Genomic DNA, 20,849 nt, shown 5'->3' on the forward strand with positions numbered 1-20,849 from the left:
TCAGGCACGTCGGCGCGGACGCTTGAGGCATCCGAGCACCTCGTCCGTGGTCGCGACCGTGGCGACCAGTGCGAGCGTGTTGCGGATCATCGCGGGGGTGTAGTCGGAGGGCACCCCCGCGATGGCGTCCCGCGGCACGACGACGGCGTAGCCGCGGTTCACGGCGTCGAACACCGCGTTGGGTATCGCGACGTTGGCCGAGACACCGGTGACGATCAGCGTGCGGCAGCCGAGGTTGCGCAGCAGGGCGTCGACGTCGGTGCCCTGGACGGGCGAGAGCCCGTGCAGCCGCCGTACGACGAAGTCCTCCTCGGTGACCTCGATCGGGGGCGCGACGCGCACCGCCGTGGTGCCGGACAGCTGCTGGACGGGAAGCCGTTCGGCGGCGCGGAACAGCCGGGCGTTGCGGTTGGCGCCCCGGCCGTCCGGGCGGCGCTCGGCGACGGCGTGGATCACCTGGAGACCGCTGTCGTGCGCGGCGGCGACCAGCCGGGCGACATTGCCGAGGGCACCCGAGGCACGGGCCTCCCGGGCGAGCTCGGGCAGCGCGCTGTCGGGACCGACGACCCCCTGCTGGCACTCCACGGTGAGCAGCACGGTGCTCGCGGGGTCGAGGAGTTCTCCGAGTTCTTCGTACGACGCCATGAGGCCCCCTTTCGCCGGGATGCGGGGCGGGCGAGACTAGCCACCATTGCGCGTGAACGGAAGACGACTCATTCTTTTCTGACGTGATGTCAGAGGATCTGGGCGACGACGGGACCTGGACCACCTCCTCTGACACGACGTGGGAGAAGAGGGGGCAGCATGACCGTCACTCAGCGCCGGGGCCGGAAGATCATGATGACGCCGGGCGAGCTGGACGAATTCCTGACCACTCAGCGCACCTGCCGGGTCGCCACCGTGTCCACGGACGGCGCCCCGCACGTGAGCGCGCTGTGGTTCGCCTGGGACGGCAAGTCGCTGTGGCTGTACTCGGTGGTGCGCAGCAAGCGGTGGGCCGATCTGAGCCGTGATCCACGGGTGGCGGTCGTGGTGGACTCGGGTGAGGAGTACGACCAGTTGCGCGGCGTCGAGCTGTCCGGAACCGTGGAGTTCGTGGGCGAGGTTCCGCGCACCGGCGAGCTGTGCGCCGAACTCGACACCGCGGAGACCCTGTTCGCCCGGAAGAACTTCGGTCTGGACGAGATGCCGCACGACGGCCGGCACGCCTGGGCGCGGCTGACCCCGGAGAAGGTCGTCTCCTGGGACTTCCGCAAGCTGGGCTCGCCGTAGGGCTGTTCGGCCCGGGCCGGCTCCGGTTCAGCCGACCGTCGCGGCCGCCGCCTGCAGCGCCTCCACCGCCGCGCGGATGGAAGGGCGGCGGTCGGCGTCGGCCCGCCAGACGACATACACATGCCGGCGCACGCGCTGCTTGAGCGGGACCGTGACGACATTGGGGGGCACCGGGTGCCGTCCCAGCAGCGGCGCGATGCACACCCCCAACCCTGCCGAAACCAGAGCGAGTTGGGTGTGGGTCTCGGCGGCGCGGTGGCCGACGTTCGGTTCGATGCCGCGCGAGCGCAGCGTGAACATCAGCCACTCGTGGCAGAACTCGCCCTCGCCCCAGGTGATCCACTCGTCCTCGGCGAACTCCCCTAGGTCCACCTCGTCCCGGTCCGCGAGCGGGTGGCCGGCCGGCATCGCCACATCGGCCGGATCGTCGAAGAGGGGCGCCTTCACCAGGCCGTCCGGGACCGGCATCGGCTTGTTGTACCAGTCGAGGACGACCGCGAGGTCGAGGTCGCCGCGTACGACTCCGGCGACGCCGTTCTCGGGCTCCAGCTCGCTCGAGCGCACCCGCAGCGCCGGGTGCCGGGCGCGCAGGGCCGCGAGCGCGGCGGGAAACAGCCCACGGGCGGCGGTGGGGAACGCGGACAGCCGCAGCTCGCCGACGACCTGCCCGCGGTGCGCCTCCAGGTCGGACTGGGCGAGCTCCACCTGGGACAGGATCCGTGCCGCGTGCTCGGAGAGCAGCCGTCCCGCGTCCGTGAGACGCACCCCCCGCCCGTTCTTGGCGAGGAGCTGCTGTCCCACTTCCCGCTCCAGCTTGCCCAGCTGCTGCGAGACCGCGGACGTGGTGACGTGCAGCGCCTCGGCCGCGCCACTGACCGAGCCGTGCCGGGCGAGGGCATCCAGGGTGCGCAGGCGCTCCAGGTTCAACATGTAAGCGATACTACGAGATATTGCGCGAGAAATCTCGATTGTGCTACGAGGTTGCCTGCGGCATCGTAGGATCCATGAGCACCGTCACCACCCCTCGCGCCGAGGTCGGCACCGTCCGGCAGCCACGCGCCCGCCTCGACTGGCGCCTCCGCTTCGGCGCCCTGTCCCTGATATGGGGCTTCAGCTTCCTGCTCATCAAGGTGGGCACGGAGGGCTATGCACCCTTCCAGGTCACCCTGGGGCGGCTGGTGTTCGGTACGGCGGTGCTCGCCGCGGCGATGGCGGTCAAGCGGGAGAGACTCCCGCGCGGGGCGCGCACCTGGGGCCATCTGGCGGTCGCCGCGTTCCTGCTGAACGCCCTGCCCTTCTCGCTCTTCGCCTACTCGGAGCTCACCATCCCGTCCACGCTGGCGGGCATCTGCAACGCCACCTCGCCGCTGTGGGGCATGGCGCTGTCCCTGGTCGCGCTCTCGGAGGACCGCCCGACACGGGTTCGCTTCGCCGGCCTTGGCATGGGGTTCCTCGGGGTGTTGACGGTGCTGGGCGCGTGGCAGGGGTTCCATGGACTGGATGCCACGGGCACGGCGATGGCCCTGCTGGCTTCGCTGAGCTATCCGATCGGGTGGATCCATGTCCGGCGGACGCTGGCCGGGACGGGGCACTCGCATTTGGCGATGACGGGGGCGCAGCTGTTGTTGGCCACGGTGCAACTGGCCGTTGTGACTCCGCTGTTCACCTCGGTTCCGGGCCACTTCTCTCTTGTTCCGCTGCTTGCCGTTGCCGCGTTGGGTGCGCTCGGTACGGGGCTGGCGGTGTTGATCCAGTACGGGCTGGTTGCCGAGGTCGGCCCGACCACGGCACAGATGGTGACCTACTTCATCCCCGTCATCGCGACCGCGGCGGGAGTTGCCATTTTGGGGGAGTCGCTTCGGTGGACCACTCCGGTGGGGGCGGTGATCGTTCTTGCGGGGGCGGCGCTCACTCAAGTGAGGCCCAGGGGGAGTGCCTCCTGAGGTTGTGGACGGCTGCGGGCGTGTCGTGGCTCGTCGCGCCCGCGCGGCGGAGCCGCATATCGAACACGGCCCCGCGCCCCTGGGGCAGTTGGCTTTCCCTACACATAAGTTCGGACCGGTGTCGGGCCCACCGCTGCCGCTACCGCTTCCGCCAAGGGGCCGGCATCCTCTGGAGCCATCGTCGAGATCGTGATGCGGATCCCGGGTGCGGCGTTCAGGCGGAAGCGGGCACCCGGGGAGACTGCCCAGCCTGCGTGGAGGAGGTGGGCGACCGTGCCTGTCTCGTCGGGGACCGGTACCCAGACGTTCATGCCGCTGCGGCCGTGCGAGGCGACCCCGCGCTCCGCCAGCGCGTCGATCAGCAGGTCCCGGCGGGCCCGGTACGCCGCCGCCACCGCCGGTCCGTCCACCGCTCCGTCCTTCCAGAGGCGGACCACGGCACGTTGCAGCAGCCGGCTCACCCATCCCGGGCCCAGCCGCTGTCTCCCGCGCACCCGGTCGACCGTGACGGGGTCGCCGGTGAGGACGGCGAGGCGCAGGTCGGGTCCGTATGCCTTGGCGACGGAGCGGACGAAGGCCCAGTGGTGGGTGACCCCGGCCAGAGGGTGCAGGGGCAGGTCGACTATGCCGTGGCCGTGGTCGTCCTCGATCAGCAGGGTCTGCGGGTACTCGCGCAGCACGGACCGCAGGGCACGGGCGCGCGTGGTGCTCACCGAGGCGCCGGTGGGGTTCTGCGCGCGGTCGGTGACGATCAGGGCGCGCGCTCCGGAGGCGAGGGCGGCGCGCAGGTCCTCGGGGCGCGGGCCCTCGTCGTCGACGCCCACGGGGGCCGTGCGCAGCCCCAGTGCCGGTACGAGGTCGAGGGTCCGGCCCCAGCCGGGGTCCTCGACGGCGACGGCGTCCCCCGGCTTGAGGTGTGCCGCGAGGACGCGCTCCACCGCGTCCAGCGAACCGGAGGTCACGGTGAGCGGACCGTCGGGCACCCCGTCGGCGTCGAGATCGGCGCGCGAGATCCGGGCCAGTTCGGGCTCGACGGGCTCGGCGCCGTAGAGCACCGGCTCCCGGTCCCCCTCCGCCGCCACCGCCGCGAGGGCGGGCGCGAGCGGAGGGAGCAGTGCGGGGTCGGGGTTGCCGCTGGACAGGTCCCGCACGCCGGCCGGTACGGCCACATGCAGCTGGTCGCGGCCCGTCGTGGCCGGCCTGGGCCGGATACGGCTGCCTCGGCGCCCTGCCGTCTCGATGACCCCACGCTCCCGCAGGGTGCGGTAGGCGGCCGCGACCGTATTGGGATTCACCCCCAGCCGGGTGGCCAACTCTCGCATGGGTGGCAGCAGTTGGCCCGGTTCCAGGTCACCGGCCCCCACCGCGCGCTCGACGCTCGCCGCGATCTCTGCTGCGCCGCGGCCTTCGATCGGATACTCTCCTAGCACAAAAGAGATTATGCACTAGTGCAATGGAGAGCGCAATGCAGGGACCCCAGCAGACGTCGCCGCCGTCCGCCGCCTACGCCTCGACCGACCGCACCGTCCCGACGCGCGCCGCCGAGCGGGCGTCGTACGACAAGGAACTGGTGCACTCGATACTCGACGAGGGCTACGTCTGCCACCTCGGCTTCGTCCGCGACGGCGCGCCGGTGGTGCTCCCCACGCTGTACGGCCGGGTCGGCGAGCGGCTCTACGTGCACGGCTCCACGGGGTCGCGCCCGCTGCGGATGACGGGCGGGACCGAACCGGGTCTCGCGGTGTGCCTGACGGTCACCCATGTCGACGGACTGGTCCTGGCCCGCTCCGCCTTCCACCACTCGATCAACTACCGCTCGGTCGTGGTGCACGGCATCGCCCACCAGGTCACCGACCCCCAGGAGCGGCGACTGGCCCTGGACGCGCTGGTCGACCACGTCGTACCGGGCCGCTCCGCCGACTCCCGGCCCGCCAACAAGAAGGAACTGGCGGCCACCGCGGTCATCCGGCTCGACCTGGACGAGGTCTCCGCCAAGGTCCGCACCGGCGGCGCGAACGACGAGCCCGAGGACCTGTCCCTCGCTCACTGGGCCGGCGTCGTCCCGCTGCGCAAGGGGTACGACGCGCCGGTCGCGAACGCCGACCTCTTCCCCGGCATCGAGCTCCCCGGCTACCTCAAGGCACTGTGATGCTGATCCACCCCTGGGACGCGCCCCGCGACGACAGCGAGTGGCAGAGCTGGCTGGCCGCCCATGACTTCGGCCAACTCGCGGTCAACGGACTGCCCGGTGAGCCGCCCTTCGTGCAGCCGCTCCACTTCGCCTTCGACGCCGTCCGCGGCGAGGCCGTCACCCACCTCGCCCGACCCAATCCGCTGTGGCCCGCCCTGGAGGCGGACCCGCAGGTGCTGCTGAGTGTGGTCGACGACTACGTCTATGTGCCGGGCCCCTGGCAGGCCGCGCCGGAGGGCCCGCCCGAGCACGGCGTCCCGACGAGCTTCTACGCCGCCGTCCAGCTCCACTGCACGGCCCGGGTCGTGGACGACCCGGCCGAGAAGGCCGACCTGCTCAACCGCCAGCTCGGCCACTTCCAGCCGGAGGGCGGCTCGTCCCGGGCGACACCGGACGAGGCCCCGTACGGCCGCCTGCTGTCCGGCATCCGCGGGCTGCGGCTCGTAGTGACCGATGTACGCGCGAAGTTCAAGTACGCGGGCAAGAAGCCGGAGGAGGTGCAGGACCGGATCGCCACCGCGCTGGCAGGGCGGAGCGGGCCGGGGGACGCGGCGGCACGGGAGCACATGGTGCGCAGGCGAGGGGCGTGAGCGGGCGGACCGGCCCGGTTCACTCGGCGGGCCGTGCCGCCGTGCCCTGAGCGGCGAGTTCGCGCTGGGGCGCGCCGCTCGCCACCGGGCCCGGGGAACCCTTGGCAGGCGTCGAGGACTGGGCGATGAACGCGCCGACCAGGACGACCGCACCGCCGACGACCTGCGGCGCGGAGAGGTGTTCGCCGAGGAGCACCCAGGCCAGCACGGTCGCGACGACCGCCTCCAGGCATGCCACGACCCCCGCGACCTGCGGGGAGAGCCGCCGCACGGACACCACACCGGTGATGTAGGCGATGACCGTGGCGACCAGGACGATCCAGGCCAGCAGGGCGGCGGCCGGGACCGGGGTGCCGCTCATGTGGGCGGTGCCGGAGAGGACGGACCAGTCCATGGCCCAGGGGCGGGCCACGGCGGTCAGCACGAGGGCGCCGATGAGCAGTCCGTACGCGATGACGCCGAGCGGGTCCGGTGCCTCCTCGCCCGCCTCGCTGCCCTGGTCGGACAGGACGAAATAGCCGACCTGGCAGCAGGCCGCGCTCAGGGCGAGGAGCAGCCCCAGCGCATCGAAGCTCAGCCCGGACCAGACCTCGACGACACAGGCGAGGCCGCCGGCCGCGAGGACCACACCGAACGCGGCGGCACGTGTGACCGGCCGGCGCTGCACGAATCGCACCCAGCCGAGCACCAGGGCGGGGGCGAGGTACTCCACGAGCAGCGCGACCCCGACCGGGATGCGTGAGATCGCGGCGAAGTAGCAGGCCTGGACACCGGACACGGCGAGCAGTCCGAAACCGGCGAGCAGTGCGGGGCGGCGGCGCACGAGACCCCGGTGGCGCACGGCGAGCGGCAGCATCACCAGCGCGGCACCGGCCACCCGCAGCCACACCACGTGCAACGGGTCGAGTCCCGCCTCGATCAGCGGCTTGGCCGCGACACCGGATCCCCCGAAGGCGAGCGCCGAGGCGAGCGCGAGGCCGAGCCCGACGCCCTTCCCGTGGCTGCCCTGACTGGTTTCAGACGTATGCACCGGCACATGATGACAGGCGATGACATGAGCGTCACCCCCAATGGCACCTGTCTCACCGGCTGGACGGGCGCGCGCTCAGCAGGCCGCGCCGTCGTCCCCCGCGTACTCCTCCGAGCGAGCGATCCGGGCGGGCAGGTCGGCCACCTCGACCCCGGCACGCGCGAGCACCTCGCCGGCCCGGGCCCGCGGGTCCCGGACGAGCGCGACGAGCAGATCGGTGCCCGCGGCCCGTTCGCCGCCGCGCAGCCGGGCCCGCTCGACGGCGTGGTCCATCGCGGCGGCGGCCAGCGGCGACCAACCGCCGGTCCCCTTCAGGGTGGGTATCGCCCCCGAGTCCTCCACGGTGCTCTGCCAGCGCAGGCCGTAGCCGATGCTGCGCTGCACGAGATAGCCGAGCAGGCGGGCGATCTGCGGAGGGTCCCCGATCACCGCCCGGACGTCGGGATCGGACTCCAGGAGCGAGTGCAGCAGGTGGGCGGTGTCGATCTGCCGGTCCCCGTCCCGAACGGCCCTGCGGCGGGCGCCGGCGATCACCGCCGCCAGCTCGGCGCTGAGCCCGGCATCGTCATCCGCGCGGAGGATTCCCTGGTCGCGGGCGGACTGGAGGGGAATACGGGGTTGCACATCCCCTACCCCATCAGCCTCTCGGGCCGAGGTCATCGCCGAGGGGAAGCATTTGCGCGTCCCACGGTGAGTGGACATCCCCGGCCGGAATCTCCTCCTTACGGAGGAGATCAGGCCGATGTGCCTGCAGGAGCGCGTGCCGTTTGTCTCGCGCCCCACGGTCGCAGCCCTCCCCGCAGACTCACCCCCGCAGTCTCGGCCCTCCACACTTTCTGACAGTTCATCAGTATTGAATGTTCCCGGTCCTGCGGCTACGTTCCGCGACACCACAGCCCGACACGAAGAGGTGGTCGCATGGCCGAAGTCAGCGCGGAGGCACGCATCGGGGCACCGGCCGAGAAGGTGTGGGCGCAGCTCACGGACTGGCCGGCGTACGGGGAGTGGAACGCGACCCACACCAACTTCCCCAAGGGCGGCCCCGAGACCCTGGCGGTGGGCGGCACCTTCCAGGAGAACATGAAGCTGATGGGGTTCCCGGCCGAGGTCGAGTGGACCATCGAGGAGCTGGAGCCGGCCCGGGTGCTCGCCATTCGCGGCAAGGGCCCGATGGCGGTGACCGTGGCCACGCGCTACACGCTCACCCCGGACGGCGACGCCACAACGGTGCGCATCGACGGCGAGTTCACGGGCGCCGCCGTGTCGCTGATGGCGGGCAAGCTCAAGGACTCGGCGACGGCGGCCCTGAACGAGTCGCTGCGCAAGCTGGGCGGGCTGGTGGCCTGAGACAGCAGGACGGACGGCACGACGGACGGCACGAGGGCACGACGGAAGGTGCCCCGCGGAGTGCTCCGCGGGGCACCTCGGTCAGTGCCTCCACTCCCCGCGAGGAGGACGGTCAGCCCTCGTCGGCGAGGATCAGATACAGCTTCTTGCGGGCGTCGTTGATGACGGCCAGCGCCTTCTCGCGCTGCTCCTTGCTGCCGGTCTTCCAGACCTGCCCGAAGGCCTCCATCAGACCGAAACCGGCCTGGCGGATCTCGCCGAGGGCCTCCCAGTCGACCCCGCGCGAGGCCTCCTCCCAGGGGGCGTCGGGCCCCTCGTCGGCCGCGGTGCGACCGTCCTCGGTGAGCGAGAACAGCTTCTTGCCGCCCTCGGACTCACTGGTGATCAGACCCTCGTCCTCCAGCAGCTGCAGGGTGGGGTACACCGAGCCGGGGCTCGGCTTCCACGCGCCGCCGCTGCGCTCGGCGATCTCCTGGATCATCTCGTAGCCGTGCATCGGCCGGTCCTTCAGCAGGGCCAGGATCGAGGCCCGTACGTCACCGCGCCGCGCCCTTCCCCTCGGGCCGCCGCGCCCTCGATGACCCCAGGGGCCCGGTCCGAAACCGGGCCCGCCGGGCCCGAAGCCGGGGCCGCCCGGACCGAAGGGTCCGAAGGCCGCCCGCAGCCCCTCGAAACCGCCCCGCTCACGCCGGGGGCCGCCGCCGTGCCGATGTCCGTACTCGTATCCGTGGGAACGCATCGCAATCACTCCATTCCATCGTCGATCTGTCGCGATGCGTCAACGATATATCGGAACCGATCGGATGACAAGCCTCTTCGGCACCCACGGCGGCTCCCCCGTTTCCCGGACTCAGGCGTTCCAGCTCCACTCCGCGACTTCGGGCAGGTCAACGCCGTGCTCGCGGATCCAGGCCTGGTGGCGGGTGCGGGCGTCGGCCATCTGCTGGCGCACTCCGGCGGCGCCCGCCGCGAGGCCGGGGACGCGGTCGATGACGTCCATCACCAGGCGGTAGCGGTCGAGATCGTTGCGCACGACCATGTCGAAGGGCGTGGTCGTGGTGCCGGACTCCTTGTAGCCGCGGACGTGCAGGTTCCGGTGGCCGGTGCGGCGGTAGGCGAGGCGGTGGATCAGCCACGGGTAGCCGTGGTAGGCGAAGATCACCGGCTTGTCGGTGGTGAAGAGGCCGTCGTACTCGAAGTCGGTCATGCCGTGCGGATGCTCCTCGCGCGGCATCAGCCGTGTCATGTCGACCACGTTGACGACGCGCACCGCGAGCCGGGGCAGATAGCGGCGCAGCAGCTGGGCCGCGGCCAGGACCTCCTGGGTGGGCACGTCCCCGGCGCAGGCCAGCACCACGTCCGGTTCGCCGCCGTTCTCCGTGCCGGCCCACTCCCAGATGCCGGCTCCCCGCGCGCAGTGGACCCGGGCCTGGTCCATGGGCAGCCAGTCGAAGCACGGCTGCTTCCCGGCCACGATCACGTTCACGTAGTCCCGGCTGCGCAGGGCGTGGTCCGCGACCGACAGGAGCGTGTTGGCGTCCGGCGGCATGTACACGCGTACGACCTCGGGGCTCTTGTTGAGGACGTGGTCGACGAAGCCGGGGTCCTGATGGGAGAAGCCGTTGTGGTCCTGGCGCCACACGTGCGAGGTCAGCAGGTAGTTGAGGGAGGCGATGGGCGCGCGCCAGGGCAGGTCCCTGGCGGTCTTCAGCCACTTGATGTGCTGGTTGACCATCGAGTCGACGATGTGCACGAAGGCCTCGTAGCAGGAGAACAGTCCGTGCCTGCCCGTGAGGAGATAGCCCTCCAGCCAGCCCTGGCAGAGGTGTTCGGAGAGGATCTCCATCACCCGGCCGTGCCGCTCGAGGTGTTCGTCGACCGGCAGGATCTGTGCCTGCCAGGCCTTTCCGGTGGCGTCGAAGACGGCCTGCAGCCGGTTGGAGGCTGTCTCGTCGGGACCGACCACGCGGAAGTCCCGGCGCCCGGTGGTGTCCTTCATGATCTGTTCGATCAGTGCGCCGAGGACCCGGGTCGGCTCGTGCAGCGTCGTCCCCGGCTTGTCGACCGGGACCGCGAAGTCGTCGAGGCGACGGATCGGCAGGTCCCGTACGAGGAGGCCGCCGTTGGCGTACGGCGTGGCGCCGAGCCGCTTGCGGCCCTCGGGAAGGCAGGCAAGGACATCGGGGACGGGCTTGCCGTCGGCGCCGAAGAGTTCCTCGGGCCGGTACGAGCGCAGCCAGGCCTCCAGCTGCCGCAGATGCTCGGGGTTCTCACGGACACCGGCCAGCGGGACCTGGTGGGCGCGCCAGGTGCCCTCCACCGGCTCGCCGTCCACCTCGGCCGGACCGGTCCAGCCCTTCGGTGTGCGCAGCACGATCACCGGCCAGTGCACGCGCTCGCCGACGCCGTCCTGGCGGGCGGTCCGCTGCGCCACCGCGATCCGGTCCAGCGCCTCGTCGAGCGCCGCGGCCATCGCCCGGTGCACCTCGGTCGGAACGTCGCCGGTCACATGGATCGGCTCATGGCCGTATCCCCGCAGGAGCTCGTCGAGTTCGGACTCGGGAAGGCGGGAGAGCACCGTCGGGTTGGCGATCTTGTACCCGTTGAGGTGCAGGATCGGCAGGACCGCTCCGTCGTGCACCGGGTCCAGGAACTTGTTCGAGTGCCAGGAGGCGGCCAGCGGTCCGGTCTCCGCCTCACCGTCGCCGATCACACAGGCGACCAGCAGGTCCGGGTTGTCGAGGGCGGCGCCGTAGGCGTGGGCGAGCGAGTAGCCGAGCTCGCCGCCCTCGTGGATCGAACCGGGCGTCTCCGGGGCCACATGGCTGGGCACCCCGCCCGGGAACGAGAACTGCCGGAACAGCCGCTCCATGCCCTCCGCGTCACGCGACACGTCGGGGTAGGTCTCGCTGTAGCTGCCCTCCAGCCAGGAGTTGGCCACCACGGAGGGCCCGCCGTGCCCCGGCCCCCAGATGCACAGCGCGTCGAGGCCGCGTGCCCTGATCACACGGTTGAGGTGGGTGTACACGAGGTTGAGGCCGGGCGAGGTGCCCCAGTGACCGAGCAGCCGCGGCTTGATGTGCTCCGGCCTCAGCGGCTCGGTCAGCAGCGGGTTGGCCATCAGATAGATCTGGCCCGCCGCCAGGTAGTTGGCGGCGCGCCAGTGCGCGTCCAGGGTGCGCAGTTCGTCGTCGGAAAGTACGGTGGCGTCCTGGTGTTCGACCTTGGACATGGGTGAGACTCCGGAAGTCGTCGACGTAGGGGTCATCGGGCGGTGGAGGCGGCATGGCCGGCAAGAAGGCGGCGGAGCTGCCGCGGAAGATGTACGAGAAGGAACTGCTGCGCCTGCAGACCGAGTTGGTGAAGATGCAGGAGTGGGTGCGGGCGGAGGGCGCCCGGCTGGTCGTCGTCTTCGAGGGGCGGGACGCGGCGGGCAAGGGCGGCACGATCAAGCGGGTGACCGAGTTCCTCAATCCGCGTGTGGCACGCATCGCGGCGCTGCCCAAGCCGACCGAGCGCGAGCGCACGCAGTGGTACTTCCAGCGGTACGTGGAGCACCTGCCGGCCGCCGGGGAGATCGTGCTGTTCGACCGGTCCTGGTACAACCGGGCCGGTGTCGAGCATGTGATGGGCTTCTGTACGCAGCAGGAGTACCAGCTCTTCCTGCGCCAGTGCCCGATCTTCGAGCGGATGCTGGTGGAGGACGGGATCCTGTTGCGCAAGTACTGGTTCTCGGTGAGCGACACCGAGCAGCAGGAGCGGTTCCGGCGGCGCCTGGACGATCCGGTGCGGCGCTGGAAGCTGTCGCCGATGGACCTGGAGTCGATCACCCACTGGGAGGCCTACTCCCGCGCCAAGGACGAGATGCTGGTGCACACCGACGTCGCCGAGGCGCCCTGGTACGTCGTCGAGAGCGACGACAAGCGCCGCGCCCGGCTGAACATGATCGCCCATCTGCTGGACTCCGTCCCCTACCACGAGGTGAAGCCGCCGGTGCTGGAGCTGCCGGAACGACCGCCGTCGACCGGCTACGAGCGCCCGCCGCGGGATCTGCAGACGTACGTCCCGGACCACGCGGCGAGTCTTTGAACCACCGCCCACCGCGTTCACGCCCGACGGGGTACGACCGCGACGGGGCAGGCGGCGTGATGCAGAACGCCGTGGGTGACACGGCCGAGCTGGAGCCCGAAGGAGCCCTGCTTGCGCTCGGCACCCACGACCAGCAGGCCCGCGTCGCGCGAGACGGCCGGCAGCACCCGGCGTGCGTGGCCCTCGACGGTACGCCGTCGCAGGTCGACGCCCGGGTGCTGCTCGGCCGCCTCGCCCAGGGCCGCTTCCAGGGTCTCGGTGGCCCGCTGCTCGTGCAACCGGGCGGAGTCACCGCCGGCCAGGTGCGCCGGGTGCCGCCAGGCCCGTACGGCCTCCAGGGGCACCCCGCGCAGTTCCGCCTCCGCGGCGGCGAAGCGCAGTGCCTCCGAACCGGCCGGCCCCTCCTCCACGCCGACCACGATCCGGCCGTGCGTCTCCGGCCCGCCCCGCTGGTCCCGGCTGCCGCGAAGCACGATCACCGGGCAGTCGGCATGGGCGGCCACGGCCAGACTCACCGAGCCGAGCAGCATCTCGACCATGCCGCTGCGGCCGCGGGTGCCCATCACCAGGGCGGAGGCGTTGCGGCTCTCGCGCACCAGCGCGTATTCGGGTTCTTCGGGCAGGACCTCGGTGGAGATCTTCACGTCGGCCCGGCGCCACGCCGCGCGCCGGGCGGCCGCGGCGACGATGTCCTCGGCCATCACCTGCTCGGACGGCTTTCCCACATCCTCGGCCAGCGAAGTGCCCTCGTAGCGCTCCCACAGCGAGGCATACACCAGCCGCAGCGGCACCCCGCGCAGCACCGCCTCGTCCGCCGCCCAGTCCACCGCGCGCAGACTCGGCTCCGAGCCGTCGACCCCCACGACCAGTGGCAGATCCACCCCGCTCACCGCCCCGCCCCGAGGTCGAACACGATCCGCGCCTTGACCTGCCCGCGCAGCACCTCGTCGATGGACTCGTTGACCGCGGACAGCGGACGGGTCTCACAGATCACCCGCGTCCGCCCCGCCGCGTGCAACTGGAACACCTCGGCCAGGTCCTGCCGCGTGCCCACGATCGAGCCGATCACCGAGGTCCCGTTCAGCACCGTGTCGAAGATCGGAACCCGCACCGTGCCGTGCGCCCGCAGCGCCACCATCACCAGCCTGCCGCCGCGCCGCAGCCCCGCATTGACCGCCTCGAACGCGGCGTCGTTCACCGCCAGCGCCAGCGCCGCGTGCGCCCCGCCGTACCGCCTGAGCACCTCGCCCACGTCGTCCTTGCGGGCGTCGATGACCAGGTCCGCGCCGAGCTCGGCGGCCAGCTCCAACTTGTCGTCGGTCACGTCGATCGCGGCCACCTGCGCGCCGGCGATCTTCGCGTACTGCACCGCCAGATGCCCCAGCCCCCCGATCCCCGAGACGGCCACCAGCTGCGCCGGCCGCACCTGCGCGACCTTGAGCGCCTTGTAGGTGGTCACCCCCGCGCAGGTCAGCGGGGCAGCCTCGAGCGCGCTGATGCCGTGCGGTACCCGCTGCGCGAAGTCCGCCCAGGCCAGCATCTTCTCCGCATGGCCACCGTCACAGCCGTACCCGGTGTTGACCTGCCGGTCGCACAGCGTCTCCCACCCGGACAGGCAGTGCTCGCACCGCCCGCACGCCCAGCCCAGCCACGGCACGGCCACCCGCTCCCCCACTTTCAGGTGCGTGACCCCCTCGCCGAGTTCCTCCACCACGCCCACGCCCTCGTGGCCGGGCACGAACGGCGGGTTCGGCCTGATCGGCCAGTCACCGTGCGCCGCATGGATGTCGGTGTGGCACAGCCCCGACGCCTCCACCCGGATCCGTACCTGGCCGACACCCGGCTCGGGATCCGGACGCTCCTCGATCACCAAGGGCTCACCAAAGGCCCGTACAACCGCTGCCTTCATGGGTTTCCTCTCCTCCGGGGTGGGTCGGTCGTGTCCTCCGGGTCAGTCGTGCGCGACGACGGCGACCGGAGCGGTGGCGTGGTGCAGTACGGCATGCGTGACGGGACCGATGTGCGCGCCAAACGCGCTGCGGCGGATCCGCCGGCCCACGACGAGCAGGGAGGCTTCGCGAGCGGCGTCGACCAGGTGGTCGGCCGGGGTTCCGTAGTGGGACTCCGTGGTGATCTCGACGTCCGGGAACTTCTGCCGCCACGGCTGGAGGATCTCGGTCAGGGAGGTCGCCTCGCCGAGCGTCTCGGGCGCCTGGATCACGAGGTCCGCGGTGAGGGCTTCCATGTAGTACGGCGGTGGGGTCCAGCCGTGAACGACACGCAGGGCCGTACCGCGCCGGGCCGCCGCGTGGAACGCGAACCCGATCAGCTCCTCGTCCGGCGACTCCACGTCGAGGCCCAGGACGACGGGGCGGAACGCTGTCGCGGCGGACGGGATGCCCACCGGGTCCATCTCGTGCTCGTCGGCGGCCTGTTCCCCCGCCCTGACCAGCACGACGGGTCGTTCGGCGTGGGCGACGACGCTCAGACCGACCGAGCCGACCATGAAACCGGCGACGCCGCCCAGCCCGCGCGAACCGAGGACCAGCAGTTCGGCGTCCTTCGCCGCGTTCGTGAGGACCTCGCCCGGCATGCCGGTCTGCTGCTCGGTGGTCACCTCGAGGCCGGGGTGGCGCAGGATGATGCCTTCGGCCGTCTCGCGGGGGATCCGGTCGGTCCAGTGCTGCCGGGTCTCGGCCCCGAGCAACGGGGCCTGTGCCATGGGCTCCGGTACCGGCTCCCACACCTGGAGCAGCTTCAGCGGCAGACCGAGCAGCTCTGCCTCGCGGGCCGCCCATTCGGCGGCGGCGCGGCTCTCGGCCGAGCCGTCCAGGCCGACCGTGACGGTGCGGGTCATGATCTCCTCCTCCTGAGTGGGGGCTCCCGATTCGAGCGTCGTGCACGGACCGGGCGGGGGGGCAGGGGCCGCAGGTCCCGGAGAAAGGCCGACCGGCCCTCGTGGGAGCCGGGGCCCGGAGTCCGCCGACGCGGAGGGGGTCGGCGGCGGACACTGCGGACAGGACGTCAGGAGGACGGCGCGTCTCATCAGCGCCGTCATCATGGTGCCCGCGACGGCCGCGATCCGCAGCCCGACACCTCCGACCAGGGCTGATCCGATGCCGAAGACCGCTGGCGGCGGAGCCGAAGCCCGGTGGCCACCGGGCTGAACGGTCCCGCCCGGGGGGCTCGTTGGGCTCGGTGGCGCGGGCCGCGGACGAATTCGCGGATACGTCTCGCGACGGGTCGTACGTCGGTGGATCATGAGGTCAGGCACGGAGAAGGGTGGCTCATGTCCCAGGGTTCGGCCGGGCAGGCTTCGGGGTGGCGCCGTCCGGTGCCGGGGCTCGCGGTCCTCCTCGGCTATCGCCGCTCGTGGCTGAGGGGCGACCTGCTGGCCGGCGTGACCGTGGCCGCGTATCTCGTGCCGCAGGTCATGGCCTATGCCGGAGTGGCCGGGCTGCCGCCGGTCGCCGGACTGTGGGCGATCCTGCCCGCGCTCGCGCTGTACGCGCTGTTCGGCTCCTCCCGGCTGCTCTCGGTCGGCCCCGAGTCCACGACCGCCCTGATGACGGCCACCGTGGTCGGGCCGCTCGCGGCGGGCGACTCCGGGCGGTACGCGACGCTGGCGGCCGCGCTCGCGGTCACGGTCGGTCTGCTGTGCGTGGTGGCGTGGGCGGTACGGCTGGGCTTCCTCGCCGACCTGCTCTCCCGGCCGGTCCTGATCGGCTATCTCGCGGGCGTGGCGCTGATCATGACCGTGGATCAGCTGACGAAGCTCACCGGAGTCGCCACGACAGGCACCGAGTTCTTCCCCCAGCTCTGGTCGTTCGTCACGCACCTGTCCGACGCCCACCCGGCCACGGTCGTCTTCTCGGCCACGGTGCTCGCGTTCCTGTTCCTGGTGACGCGGTATGTCCGCGCACTGCCGGGACCGCTGCTCGCGGTGGTCCTCGGCACGGCCGCCGTGGTGGCGTTCGACCTCGACGGCCGGTACGGCATCAAGGTGATCGGCGAGGTCCCGTCGGGAGTACCGGACCTCGCCCTGCCGGACCTGGGCGACCTGCCGCGTCTGATCCTGCCCGCGCTCGGTGTGCTGATCGTCGCGTACACGGACTTCATCCTCACCGCGCGGGCGTTCACCGGCGGCGCCGACGAGGGCCCCGGCCTGGACGCCAACCAGGAGTTCCTCGCGCTGGGGACGGCCAACCTCGGCGCCGGTGTGCTGCACGGCTTCCCGGTGAGCAGCAGCGCCAGCCGTACCGCGCTCGCCTCCTCGGCGGGGGCCCGCAGCCAGGCGTACTCCCTGGTGGCGGGGGCCGCGGTGCTCGCCGTCCTGCTGTTCCTCAGCCCGCTGCTCTCCCGCACGCCCTCGGCGGTGCTCGGTGCGCTCGTGGTCTACGCGGCGGCCCGCATGATCGACTTCGCGGGTTTCCGCCGGCTGGCGTCCTTCCGCCGCCGGGAACTCATGCTGGCCCTGGGCTGCCTGGCCGGGGTGCTCGCCCTGGACATCCTGTACGGCGTGCTGGTCGCCGTCGGACTGTCGGTGGCCGAGCTGCTGACGCGGGTGGCCCGGCCGCACGACGCGGTCGAGGGGCTGGTGCCCGGGATGGCCGGCATGCACGACGTGGACGACTACCCCGAGGCCCGTACGATCCCCGGCCTGCTGGTCTACCGCTACGACTCGCCCCTGTTCTTCGCCAACGCGGAGAACTTCCGGCGCCGGGCGCTGGCGTCGGTCGACGAACAGGCCGATGCCGTACTTTGGTTCGTCCTGAACACGGAGGCCAACGTCGAGGTCGACATCACGGCCCTGGACGCGGTCGACGAACTGCGCCGTGAACTCGTCGGGCGGGGCATCGTGTTCGCCCTCGCCCGGGTCAAGCAGGACCTGCTGACCGACCTGCGGGCCTACGGCCTCGAGGAGTCCGTCGGGCCGGATCTCATCTTCCCGACGCTGCCGACCGCCGTGGCCGCCTACCGGAGGTGGTGCGAGGGCCGGGCTCCGGGAGCGGACGACCTCGACTGAACCGATCCTCGAGCCGTTCTTCAGCCGCCCCGCCAAGCATGGTCGGCGGGGCCCTCGGCGCGCGTGCGACCGCCGTGGGGACCGACGAGAGCCGAGTGGCCTGACCGACGGGCCGGGTGGCCCATGGCCCGCCGTGCCCGACGGACACACGCTGGCCTCGGCAGTTCCTACGCGCCGCCGGGAGGCACGCCATGATCACTACCCGCACGCCCAGCATGCTGCAGGCCCTGCCCGTGGAGCACCGGCAGCAGCTGATGCGCATCGCCCGGGAGGTGTCGTTCCCGCAGGGGACACGCCTGTTCGAGGAGGGTGGGCGCGCCGACCGGTTCTGGATCGTCCGCACGGGCAGCGTCGAGCTCGACATGCATGTGCCCGGCCGCAAGGCCGCCGTCATCGAGATGCTCCGGCCGAACGAGCTGCTCGGCTGGTCCTGGCTGTTCTCGCCGCACGTCTGGCACCTGGGCGCAGAGGCGGTGACGCCAGTACGTGCGTACGAGTTCGACGCCGCGGCCGTGCGCACCATGTGCCGGGAGGATCCGGTGCTGGGCAACGCCGTCGCGCAGTGGGTCGGCGAGGTACTGGCCCACCGGCTGCGTTCCGCCCGGGCCCGGCTTTTGGACCTGTACGCCCCGTACGGCGCCGGCAGTCTCGTCTGATCGGTCCGGCGGCCGCCCACGACCCGGTGGGCCCCGGTGAGTGGGGCCGGTCGGCCCTGGTGCGACCGGCCCCGGCGAGTGATGATCGGCCTCACGGACTGCCCACAGGCCGTCCGCCACCGGGGAGCGAGGGATCGCCATGGCCGACACAGGCACTTTCGACGAGCGGAATCCGATCCGCGTGTTTCTGCTCGACGACCACGAGGTCGTACGGCGCGGTCTGACCGACCTGCTCGACGCCGAGCCGGACATCTCCGTGGTCGGCGACGCGGACAGCGTCGAACAGGCACTGGTCCGCGGCCCCGCGCTGCGCCCGAATGTCGCCGTGCTGGATGTACGCCTGCCGGACGGCGACGGCATCACGGTCTGCCGGGAGCTGCGCAGCCGGATGCCGGAGCTCGCGTGTCTGATGCTGACCTCGTTCGACGACGAGGACGCGCTGCTGGACGCGATCATGGCCGGGGCGTCGGGCTATGTCCTCAAGCAGATCAAGGGCTCCGACCTGATCTCGGCGGTGCGCACCGTCGCCTCGGGCCAGTCGATGCTGGACCCGGCGACCACAGCCCGCCTGATGCGCTCGCTGCGCGCCGACCCCGCGGACACGCCGGCCATGCCGGCCGAGCTGGCGAGCCTGTCGCCGCGCGAGCGGGACATCCTCGCCCTGATCGGCGACGGCCTGACCAACCGCGAGATCGGCAAGAAGCTCTACCTGTCGGAGAAGACGGTCAAGAACCACATCTCCCGCCTCCTGGCCAAGCTCGGCGTACAGCGCCGCGTCCAGGCCGCGGTCCTCGCCTCCCACCTGGACCACCTCGAGACCGGCGACCACGCTGCGAGGTGAGGCCCACACCCGGCCCCACCCCCCGACTCCTCCGGGAACGCACCGTCGCCTCGGGCCGGTCGATACCGGACCCCGCGACCACGGCCCGCCTGACGCGCTCGCTGCGCGCCGACCCCGCGGACACGCCGGCCATGCCGGCCGAGTTCGTCGTACAACGCCGCGTCCAGGCCTCGGCGCACGGCGATATCGGTCCAGCATCCCCGAATTGGCCTTGGTCCCGGGGTGCGCGGGGCGTCTAGCGTCGGCGCATGCGGATTCGTATCGTCGACGCCTTCACCGACCGTCCCTTCGCCGGCAACCCGGCCGGGGTTCTGCTCCTCGACGCCTTCCCGGACGACGACTGGCTCCAGAACGTCGCCATGGAGGTCAATCACGCCGAGACGGCGTTTGCGCACCGCCTGCCGGAGGGCGGCGAGGCGGACTGGGCGCTGCGCTGGTTCACGCCCGTCGCCGAGGTCGCGATGTGCGGGCACGCCACGCTCGCCACGGCCCACGTCCTGCACACCAGCGGCGCCCACGAAGGCCCGGTGCGGTTCGCCACCCGCAGCGGTGTGCTCGTCGCCACGCCCGGCGAGGACGGCTGGATCACCCTGGACTTCCCGACCGCGCCGCTCACTCCGGTAGAGGTCCCGGCCGGGGTCGCCGAGGCGCTCGGCGCGGAGCCGCTCGCGGCGTTCGACACCGGGCCGAATGTCGGGGACCTGGTGGTGGAGCTGGCCGACGAGAAGACCGTCCTCGGGCTCGCCCCCGACCACAAGGCGCTCGGCGCCTACTCCGCACGCGGCATCATCGCCACGGCCCGCGCCGAGGACCCGGCCCGGGGCCACGACTTCGTCTCACGCTGCTTCTTCCCCAACGTCGGCATCGACGAGGACCCGGTCACCGGCAGCGCCCACACCGCCCTCGCCCCCTACTGGTCCGAGCGCCTGGGCCGACCCGACCTGACCGGCCTCCAGGCCTCCCGCCGTTCCGGTCTCGTCCGCACCGGACTGCGCGGCGACCGCACCCTGCTGACCGGCCGCGCGGTCACCGTCATCGAGGGCGAGCTGCTCACGCCGTAGGCAGCCAGTCCACCTTCCCCGCCAGCAGCGCGTATCCCACGAAGGCACCGATGTCGAGCAGGGAATGCGCCACCACCAGGGGACCGACCCGGCCCCAGCGCCGGTACAGACAGACGAACACCACCCCCATGACCATGTTGCCGACGAAGCCACCGATGCCCTGGTACAGGTGGTACGAGCCGCGCAGCACGGAACTGGCCACCAGTGCGGTGCCGGGGGTCCAGCCCAACTGGCTCAGCCTGCGCAGCAGATAGCCGACGACGATCACCTCTTCGAGGATCGCGTTCTGCAGCGCCGAGAGGATCAGCACCGGGTACTTCCACCACACGTCGGGCAGCGCCTCGGGCACCACGGTGAGGTTGAAGCCGAGGCCGCGGGCGGCCAGGTAGAAGGCGATTCCGGTGCTGCCGATCACGGCCGCGACACCCGCCCCGCGGCCGAGGTCGGGCCAGGGGCGGGTGCGGTCGAAGCCGATGGTGCGCAGGCTCTCGCCCTCACGCATCAGCAGGTGGGCGACGAGCAGGACGGGGACGAGTGCCGACGCGATCCCGAAGAGCTGCCAGGCGAGATCGAGCCAGGGACGGCCCGGCGCGGCCGAGGCATTGAGGGTGGCCGCCTGGTCCTTGAGGCCGCCCGGTTTCGTGACCGATCCGACAAAGCTGATCAGGGCGGACACTCCGCTCGCGCCCAGCGAAAGCCCCAGAACGAGCAGCGTCTCGTCCCGGAAGATCCGTCGCGAGGGCCGCTCCAGCGGAAAAGAATCGGCCACCGGGTCCGCCTCCACCTGCACACCTGCCTCCAGT

At 71.8% G+C, this 20,849-nt stretch carries 21 protein-coding genes; 10 read left to right on the forward strand and 11 right to left on the reverse strand.

Annotated elements, in window-relative coordinates; all coding sequences use genetic code 11:
* Entirely contained in the window at positions 1-645 is a 645-nt protein-coding gene (locus Q8A52_RS46455; protein ID WP_316764289.1) for a cysteine hydrolase, read from the reverse strand.
* A 159-nt stretch (positions 646-804) separates the two neighbouring features.
* Between Q8A52_RS46455 and Q8A52_RS46460 the strand changes: the two genes are divergently transcribed.
* Positions 805-1,272: a pyridoxamine 5'-phosphate oxidase family protein gene (locus tag Q8A52_RS46460; RefSeq protein ID WP_316764293.1), complete on the forward strand. Its 468-nt coding sequence runs from the start codon at positions 805-807 to the stop codon at positions 1,270-1,272.
* A gap of 27 nt (positions 1,273-1,299) precedes the next feature.
* Here Q8A52_RS46460 and Q8A52_RS46465 read toward each other — a convergent pair whose 3' ends face one another.
* Positions 1,300-2,202: a LysR family transcriptional regulator gene (locus Q8A52_RS46465; protein WP_316764296.1), complete on the reverse strand. Its 903-nt coding sequence runs from the start codon at positions 2,200-2,202 to the stop codon at positions 1,300-1,302.
* Positions 2,203-2,276: 74 nt separating this feature from the next.
* Here Q8A52_RS46465 and Q8A52_RS46470 point away from each other — a divergent pair, with 74 nt between their 5' ends.
* Entirely contained in the window at positions 2,277-3,215 is a 939-nt protein-coding gene (locus Q8A52_RS46470) for a DMT family transporter (RefSeq protein ID WP_316764299.1), read from the forward strand.
* Positions 3,216-3,313: 98 nt separating this feature from the next.
* Here Q8A52_RS46470 and Q8A52_RS46475 read toward each other — a convergent pair whose 3' ends face one another.
* Positions 3,314-4,645 carry an aminotransferase class I/II-fold pyridoxal phosphate-dependent enzyme gene (locus Q8A52_RS46475; protein ID WP_316764301.1) on the reverse strand — a complete coding sequence of 444 codons (1,332 nt, stop codon included), beginning with the start codon at positions 4,643-4,645 and terminating at the stop codon, positions 3,314-3,316.
* A gap of 35 nt (positions 4,646-4,680) precedes the next feature.
* On the opposite strand from Q8A52_RS46475, the gene Q8A52_RS46480 reads away from it, so the two are divergent.
* Positions 4,681-5,364: a pyridoxamine 5'-phosphate oxidase family protein gene (locus Q8A52_RS46480; RefSeq protein WP_316764305.1), complete on the forward strand. Its 684-nt coding sequence runs from the start codon at positions 4,681-4,683 to the stop codon at positions 5,362-5,364.
* Entirely contained in the window at positions 5,364-5,996 is a 633-nt protein-coding gene (locus tag Q8A52_RS46485) for an FMN-binding negative transcriptional regulator (protein ID WP_316764307.1), read from the forward strand. The genes Q8A52_RS46480 and Q8A52_RS46485 overlap by 1 nt, the downstream gene beginning before the upstream one ends.
* A gap of 19 nt (positions 5,997-6,015) precedes the next feature.
* Here Q8A52_RS46485 and Q8A52_RS46490 read toward each other — a convergent pair whose 3' ends face one another.
* Together Q8A52_RS46490 and Q8A52_RS46495 are read right to left on the reverse strand one after the other, a co-directional pair.
* Positions 6,016-7,032 (reverse strand): EamA family transporter, encoded by a 1,017-nt coding sequence (locus Q8A52_RS46490; protein ID WP_316764309.1) that lies wholly within the window; start codon positions 7,030-7,032, stop codon positions 6,016-6,018.
* Positions 7,033-7,101: 69 nt separating this feature from the next.
* On the reverse strand, positions 7,102-7,650 hold the full coding sequence (locus Q8A52_RS46495) for a Clp protease N-terminal domain-containing protein (RefSeq protein ID WP_316764311.1): 549 nt from the start codon (positions 7,648-7,650) through the stop codon (positions 7,102-7,104).
* A gap of 294 nt (positions 7,651-7,944) precedes the next feature.
* Between Q8A52_RS46495 and Q8A52_RS46500 the strand changes: the two genes are divergently transcribed.
* Positions 7,945-8,373 carry a type II toxin-antitoxin system Rv0910 family toxin gene (locus Q8A52_RS46500; RefSeq protein WP_316764314.1) on the forward strand — a complete coding sequence of 143 codons (429 nt, stop codon included), beginning with the start codon at positions 7,945-7,947 and terminating at the stop codon, positions 8,371-8,373.
* 112 nt (positions 8,374-8,485) lie between these two features.
* Here Q8A52_RS46500 and Q8A52_RS46505 read toward each other — a convergent pair whose 3' ends face one another.
* Together Q8A52_RS46505 and Q8A52_RS46510 are read right to left on the reverse strand one after the other, a co-directional pair.
* Positions 8,486-9,112: a PadR family transcriptional regulator gene (locus Q8A52_RS46505; protein WP_316764315.1), complete on the reverse strand. Its 627-nt coding sequence runs from the start codon at positions 9,110-9,112 to the stop codon at positions 8,486-8,488.
* Positions 9,113-9,223: 111 nt separating this feature from the next.
* Positions 9,224-11,605 (reverse strand): phosphoketolase family protein, encoded by a 2,382-nt coding sequence (locus Q8A52_RS46510; protein WP_316764317.1) that lies wholly within the window; start codon positions 11,603-11,605, stop codon positions 9,224-9,226.
* A gap of 53 nt (positions 11,606-11,658) precedes the next feature.
* On the opposite strand from Q8A52_RS46510, the gene ppk2 reads away from it, so the two are divergent.
* Positions 11,659-12,462, forward strand: coding sequence for a polyphosphate kinase 2 (gene ppk2 / locus Q8A52_RS46515; protein ID WP_316764320.1), 804 nt, complete (start codon positions 11,659-11,661; stop codon positions 12,460-12,462).
* A gap of 17 nt (positions 12,463-12,479) precedes the next feature.
* Here ppk2 and Q8A52_RS46520 read toward each other — a convergent pair whose 3' ends face one another.
* From Q8A52_RS46520 to Q8A52_RS46530, 3 genes are read right to left on the reverse strand one after another with little or no spacing between them, the layout of a single operon-like run.
* Positions 12,480-13,343: a universal stress protein gene (locus tag Q8A52_RS46520; protein WP_316764323.1), complete on the reverse strand. Its 864-nt coding sequence runs from the start codon at positions 13,341-13,343 to the stop codon at positions 12,480-12,482.
* 5 nt (positions 13,344-13,348) lie between these two features.
* A complete protein-coding gene (locus Q8A52_RS46525) occupies positions 13,349-14,371 on the reverse strand; it encodes a zinc-dependent alcohol dehydrogenase (protein ID WP_316764326.1) in 1,023 nt (340 codons plus the stop codon).
* A 42-nt stretch (positions 14,372-14,413) separates the two neighbouring features.
* Entirely contained in the window at positions 14,414-15,319 is a 906-nt protein-coding gene (locus Q8A52_RS46530) for a universal stress protein (RefSeq protein WP_316764329.1), read from the reverse strand.
* Positions 15,320-15,751: 432 nt separating this feature from the next.
* Here Q8A52_RS46530 and Q8A52_RS46535 point away from each other — a divergent pair, with 432 nt between their 5' ends.
* The 4 genes from Q8A52_RS46535 to Q8A52_RS46550 all read left to right on the forward strand — a co-directional run bounded on the left by Q8A52_RS46535 (position 15,752) and on the right by Q8A52_RS46550 (position 20,046).
* A complete protein-coding gene (locus tag Q8A52_RS46535; protein ID WP_316764331.1) occupies positions 15,752-17,488 on the forward strand; it encodes a SulP family inorganic anion transporter in 1,737 nt (578 codons plus the stop codon).
* 191 nt (positions 17,489-17,679) lie between these two features.
* Positions 17,680-18,144 (forward strand): Crp/Fnr family transcriptional regulator, encoded by a 465-nt coding sequence (locus tag Q8A52_RS46540; RefSeq protein WP_316764332.1) that lies wholly within the window; start codon positions 17,680-17,682, stop codon positions 18,142-18,144.
* A 139-nt stretch (positions 18,145-18,283) separates the two neighbouring features.
* Complete coding sequence (locus tag Q8A52_RS46545; protein ID WP_316764335.1) at positions 18,284-18,985, forward strand: response regulator transcription factor; 702 nt, start codon at positions 18,284-18,286, stop codon at positions 18,983-18,985.
* Positions 18,986-19,233: 248 nt separating this feature from the next.
* Positions 19,234-20,046: a PhzF family phenazine biosynthesis protein gene (locus Q8A52_RS46550; RefSeq protein WP_316764337.1), complete on the forward strand. Its 813-nt coding sequence runs from the start codon at positions 19,234-19,236 to the stop codon at positions 20,044-20,046.
* On the opposite strand, the gene Q8A52_RS46555 is transcribed toward Q8A52_RS46550, so the two are convergent.
* The gene (locus Q8A52_RS46555) at positions 20,036-20,836 is read right to left on the reverse strand and encodes a CPBP family intramembrane glutamic endopeptidase (RefSeq protein WP_316764339.1); all 801 of its coding nucleotides are present in this window, start codon (positions 20,834-20,836) and stop codon (positions 20,036-20,038) included. The two genes, Q8A52_RS46550 and Q8A52_RS46555, sit on opposite strands and share 11 nt — an antisense overlap.
* Positions 20,837-20,849: the final 13 nt, after the last annotated feature.

Source organism: Streptomyces herbicida, from assembly GCF_032656585.1.
GTDB classification, from domain to species: Bacteria; Actinomycetota; Actinomycetes; order Streptomycetales; family Streptomycetaceae; genus Streptomyces; species Streptomyces herbicida.

Coding starts and splice junctions, on each gene's coding strand:
- Q8A52_RS46455 (WP_316764289.1), bottom strand. CDS start 645: ATGGCGTCGTACGAAGAACTCGGAGAACTCCTCGACCCCGCGAGCACC.
- Q8A52_RS46460 (WP_316764293.1), top strand. CDS start 805: ATGACCGTCACTCAGCGCCGGGGCCGGAAGATCATGATGACGCCGGGC.
- Q8A52_RS46465 (WP_316764296.1), bottom strand. CDS start 2,202: ATGTTGAACCTGGAGCGCCTGCGCACCCTGGATGCCCTCGCCCGGCAC.
- Q8A52_RS46470 (WP_316764299.1), top strand. CDS start 2,277: ATGAGCACCGTCACCACCCCTCGCGCCGAGGTCGGCACCGTCCGGCAG.
- Q8A52_RS46480 (WP_316764305.1), top strand. CDS start 4,681: ATGCAGGGACCCCAGCAGACGTCGCCGCCGTCCGCCGCCTACGCCTCG.
- Q8A52_RS46485 (WP_316764307.1), top strand. CDS start 5,364: ATGCTGATCCACCCCTGGGACGCGCCCCGCGACGACAGCGAGTGGCAG.
- Q8A52_RS46500 (WP_316764314.1), top strand. CDS start 7,945: ATGGCCGAAGTCAGCGCGGAGGCACGCATCGGGGCACCGGCCGAGAAG.
- Q8A52_RS46505 (WP_316764315.1), bottom strand. CDS start 9,112: ATGCGTTCCCACGGATACGAGTACGGACATCGGCACGGCGGCGGCCCC.
- Q8A52_RS46510 (WP_316764317.1), bottom strand. CDS start 11,605: ATGTCCAAGGTCGAACACCAGGACGCCACCGTACTTTCCGACGACGAA.
- ppk2 (WP_316764320.1), top strand. CDS start 11,659: ATGGCCGGCAAGAAGGCGGCGGAGCTGCCGCGGAAGATGTACGAGAAG.
- Q8A52_RS46525 (WP_316764326.1), bottom strand. CDS start 14,371: ATGAAGGCAGCGGTTGTACGGGCCTTTGGTGAGCCCTTGGTGATCGAG.
- Q8A52_RS46530 (WP_316764329.1), bottom strand. CDS start 15,319: ATGACCCGCACCGTCACGGTCGGCCTGGACGGCTCGGCCGAGAGCCGC.
- Q8A52_RS46535 (WP_316764331.1), top strand. CDS start 15,752: ATGTCCCAGGGTTCGGCCGGGCAGGCTTCGGGGTGGCGCCGTCCGGTG.
- Q8A52_RS46540 (WP_316764332.1), top strand. CDS start 17,680: ATGATCACTACCCGCACGCCCAGCATGCTGCAGGCCCTGCCCGTGGAG.
- Q8A52_RS46545 (WP_316764335.1), top strand. CDS start 18,284: ATGGCCGACACAGGCACTTTCGACGAGCGGAATCCGATCCGCGTGTTT.
- Q8A52_RS46550 (WP_316764337.1), top strand. CDS start 19,234: ATGCGGATTCGTATCGTCGACGCCTTCACCGACCGTCCCTTCGCCGGC.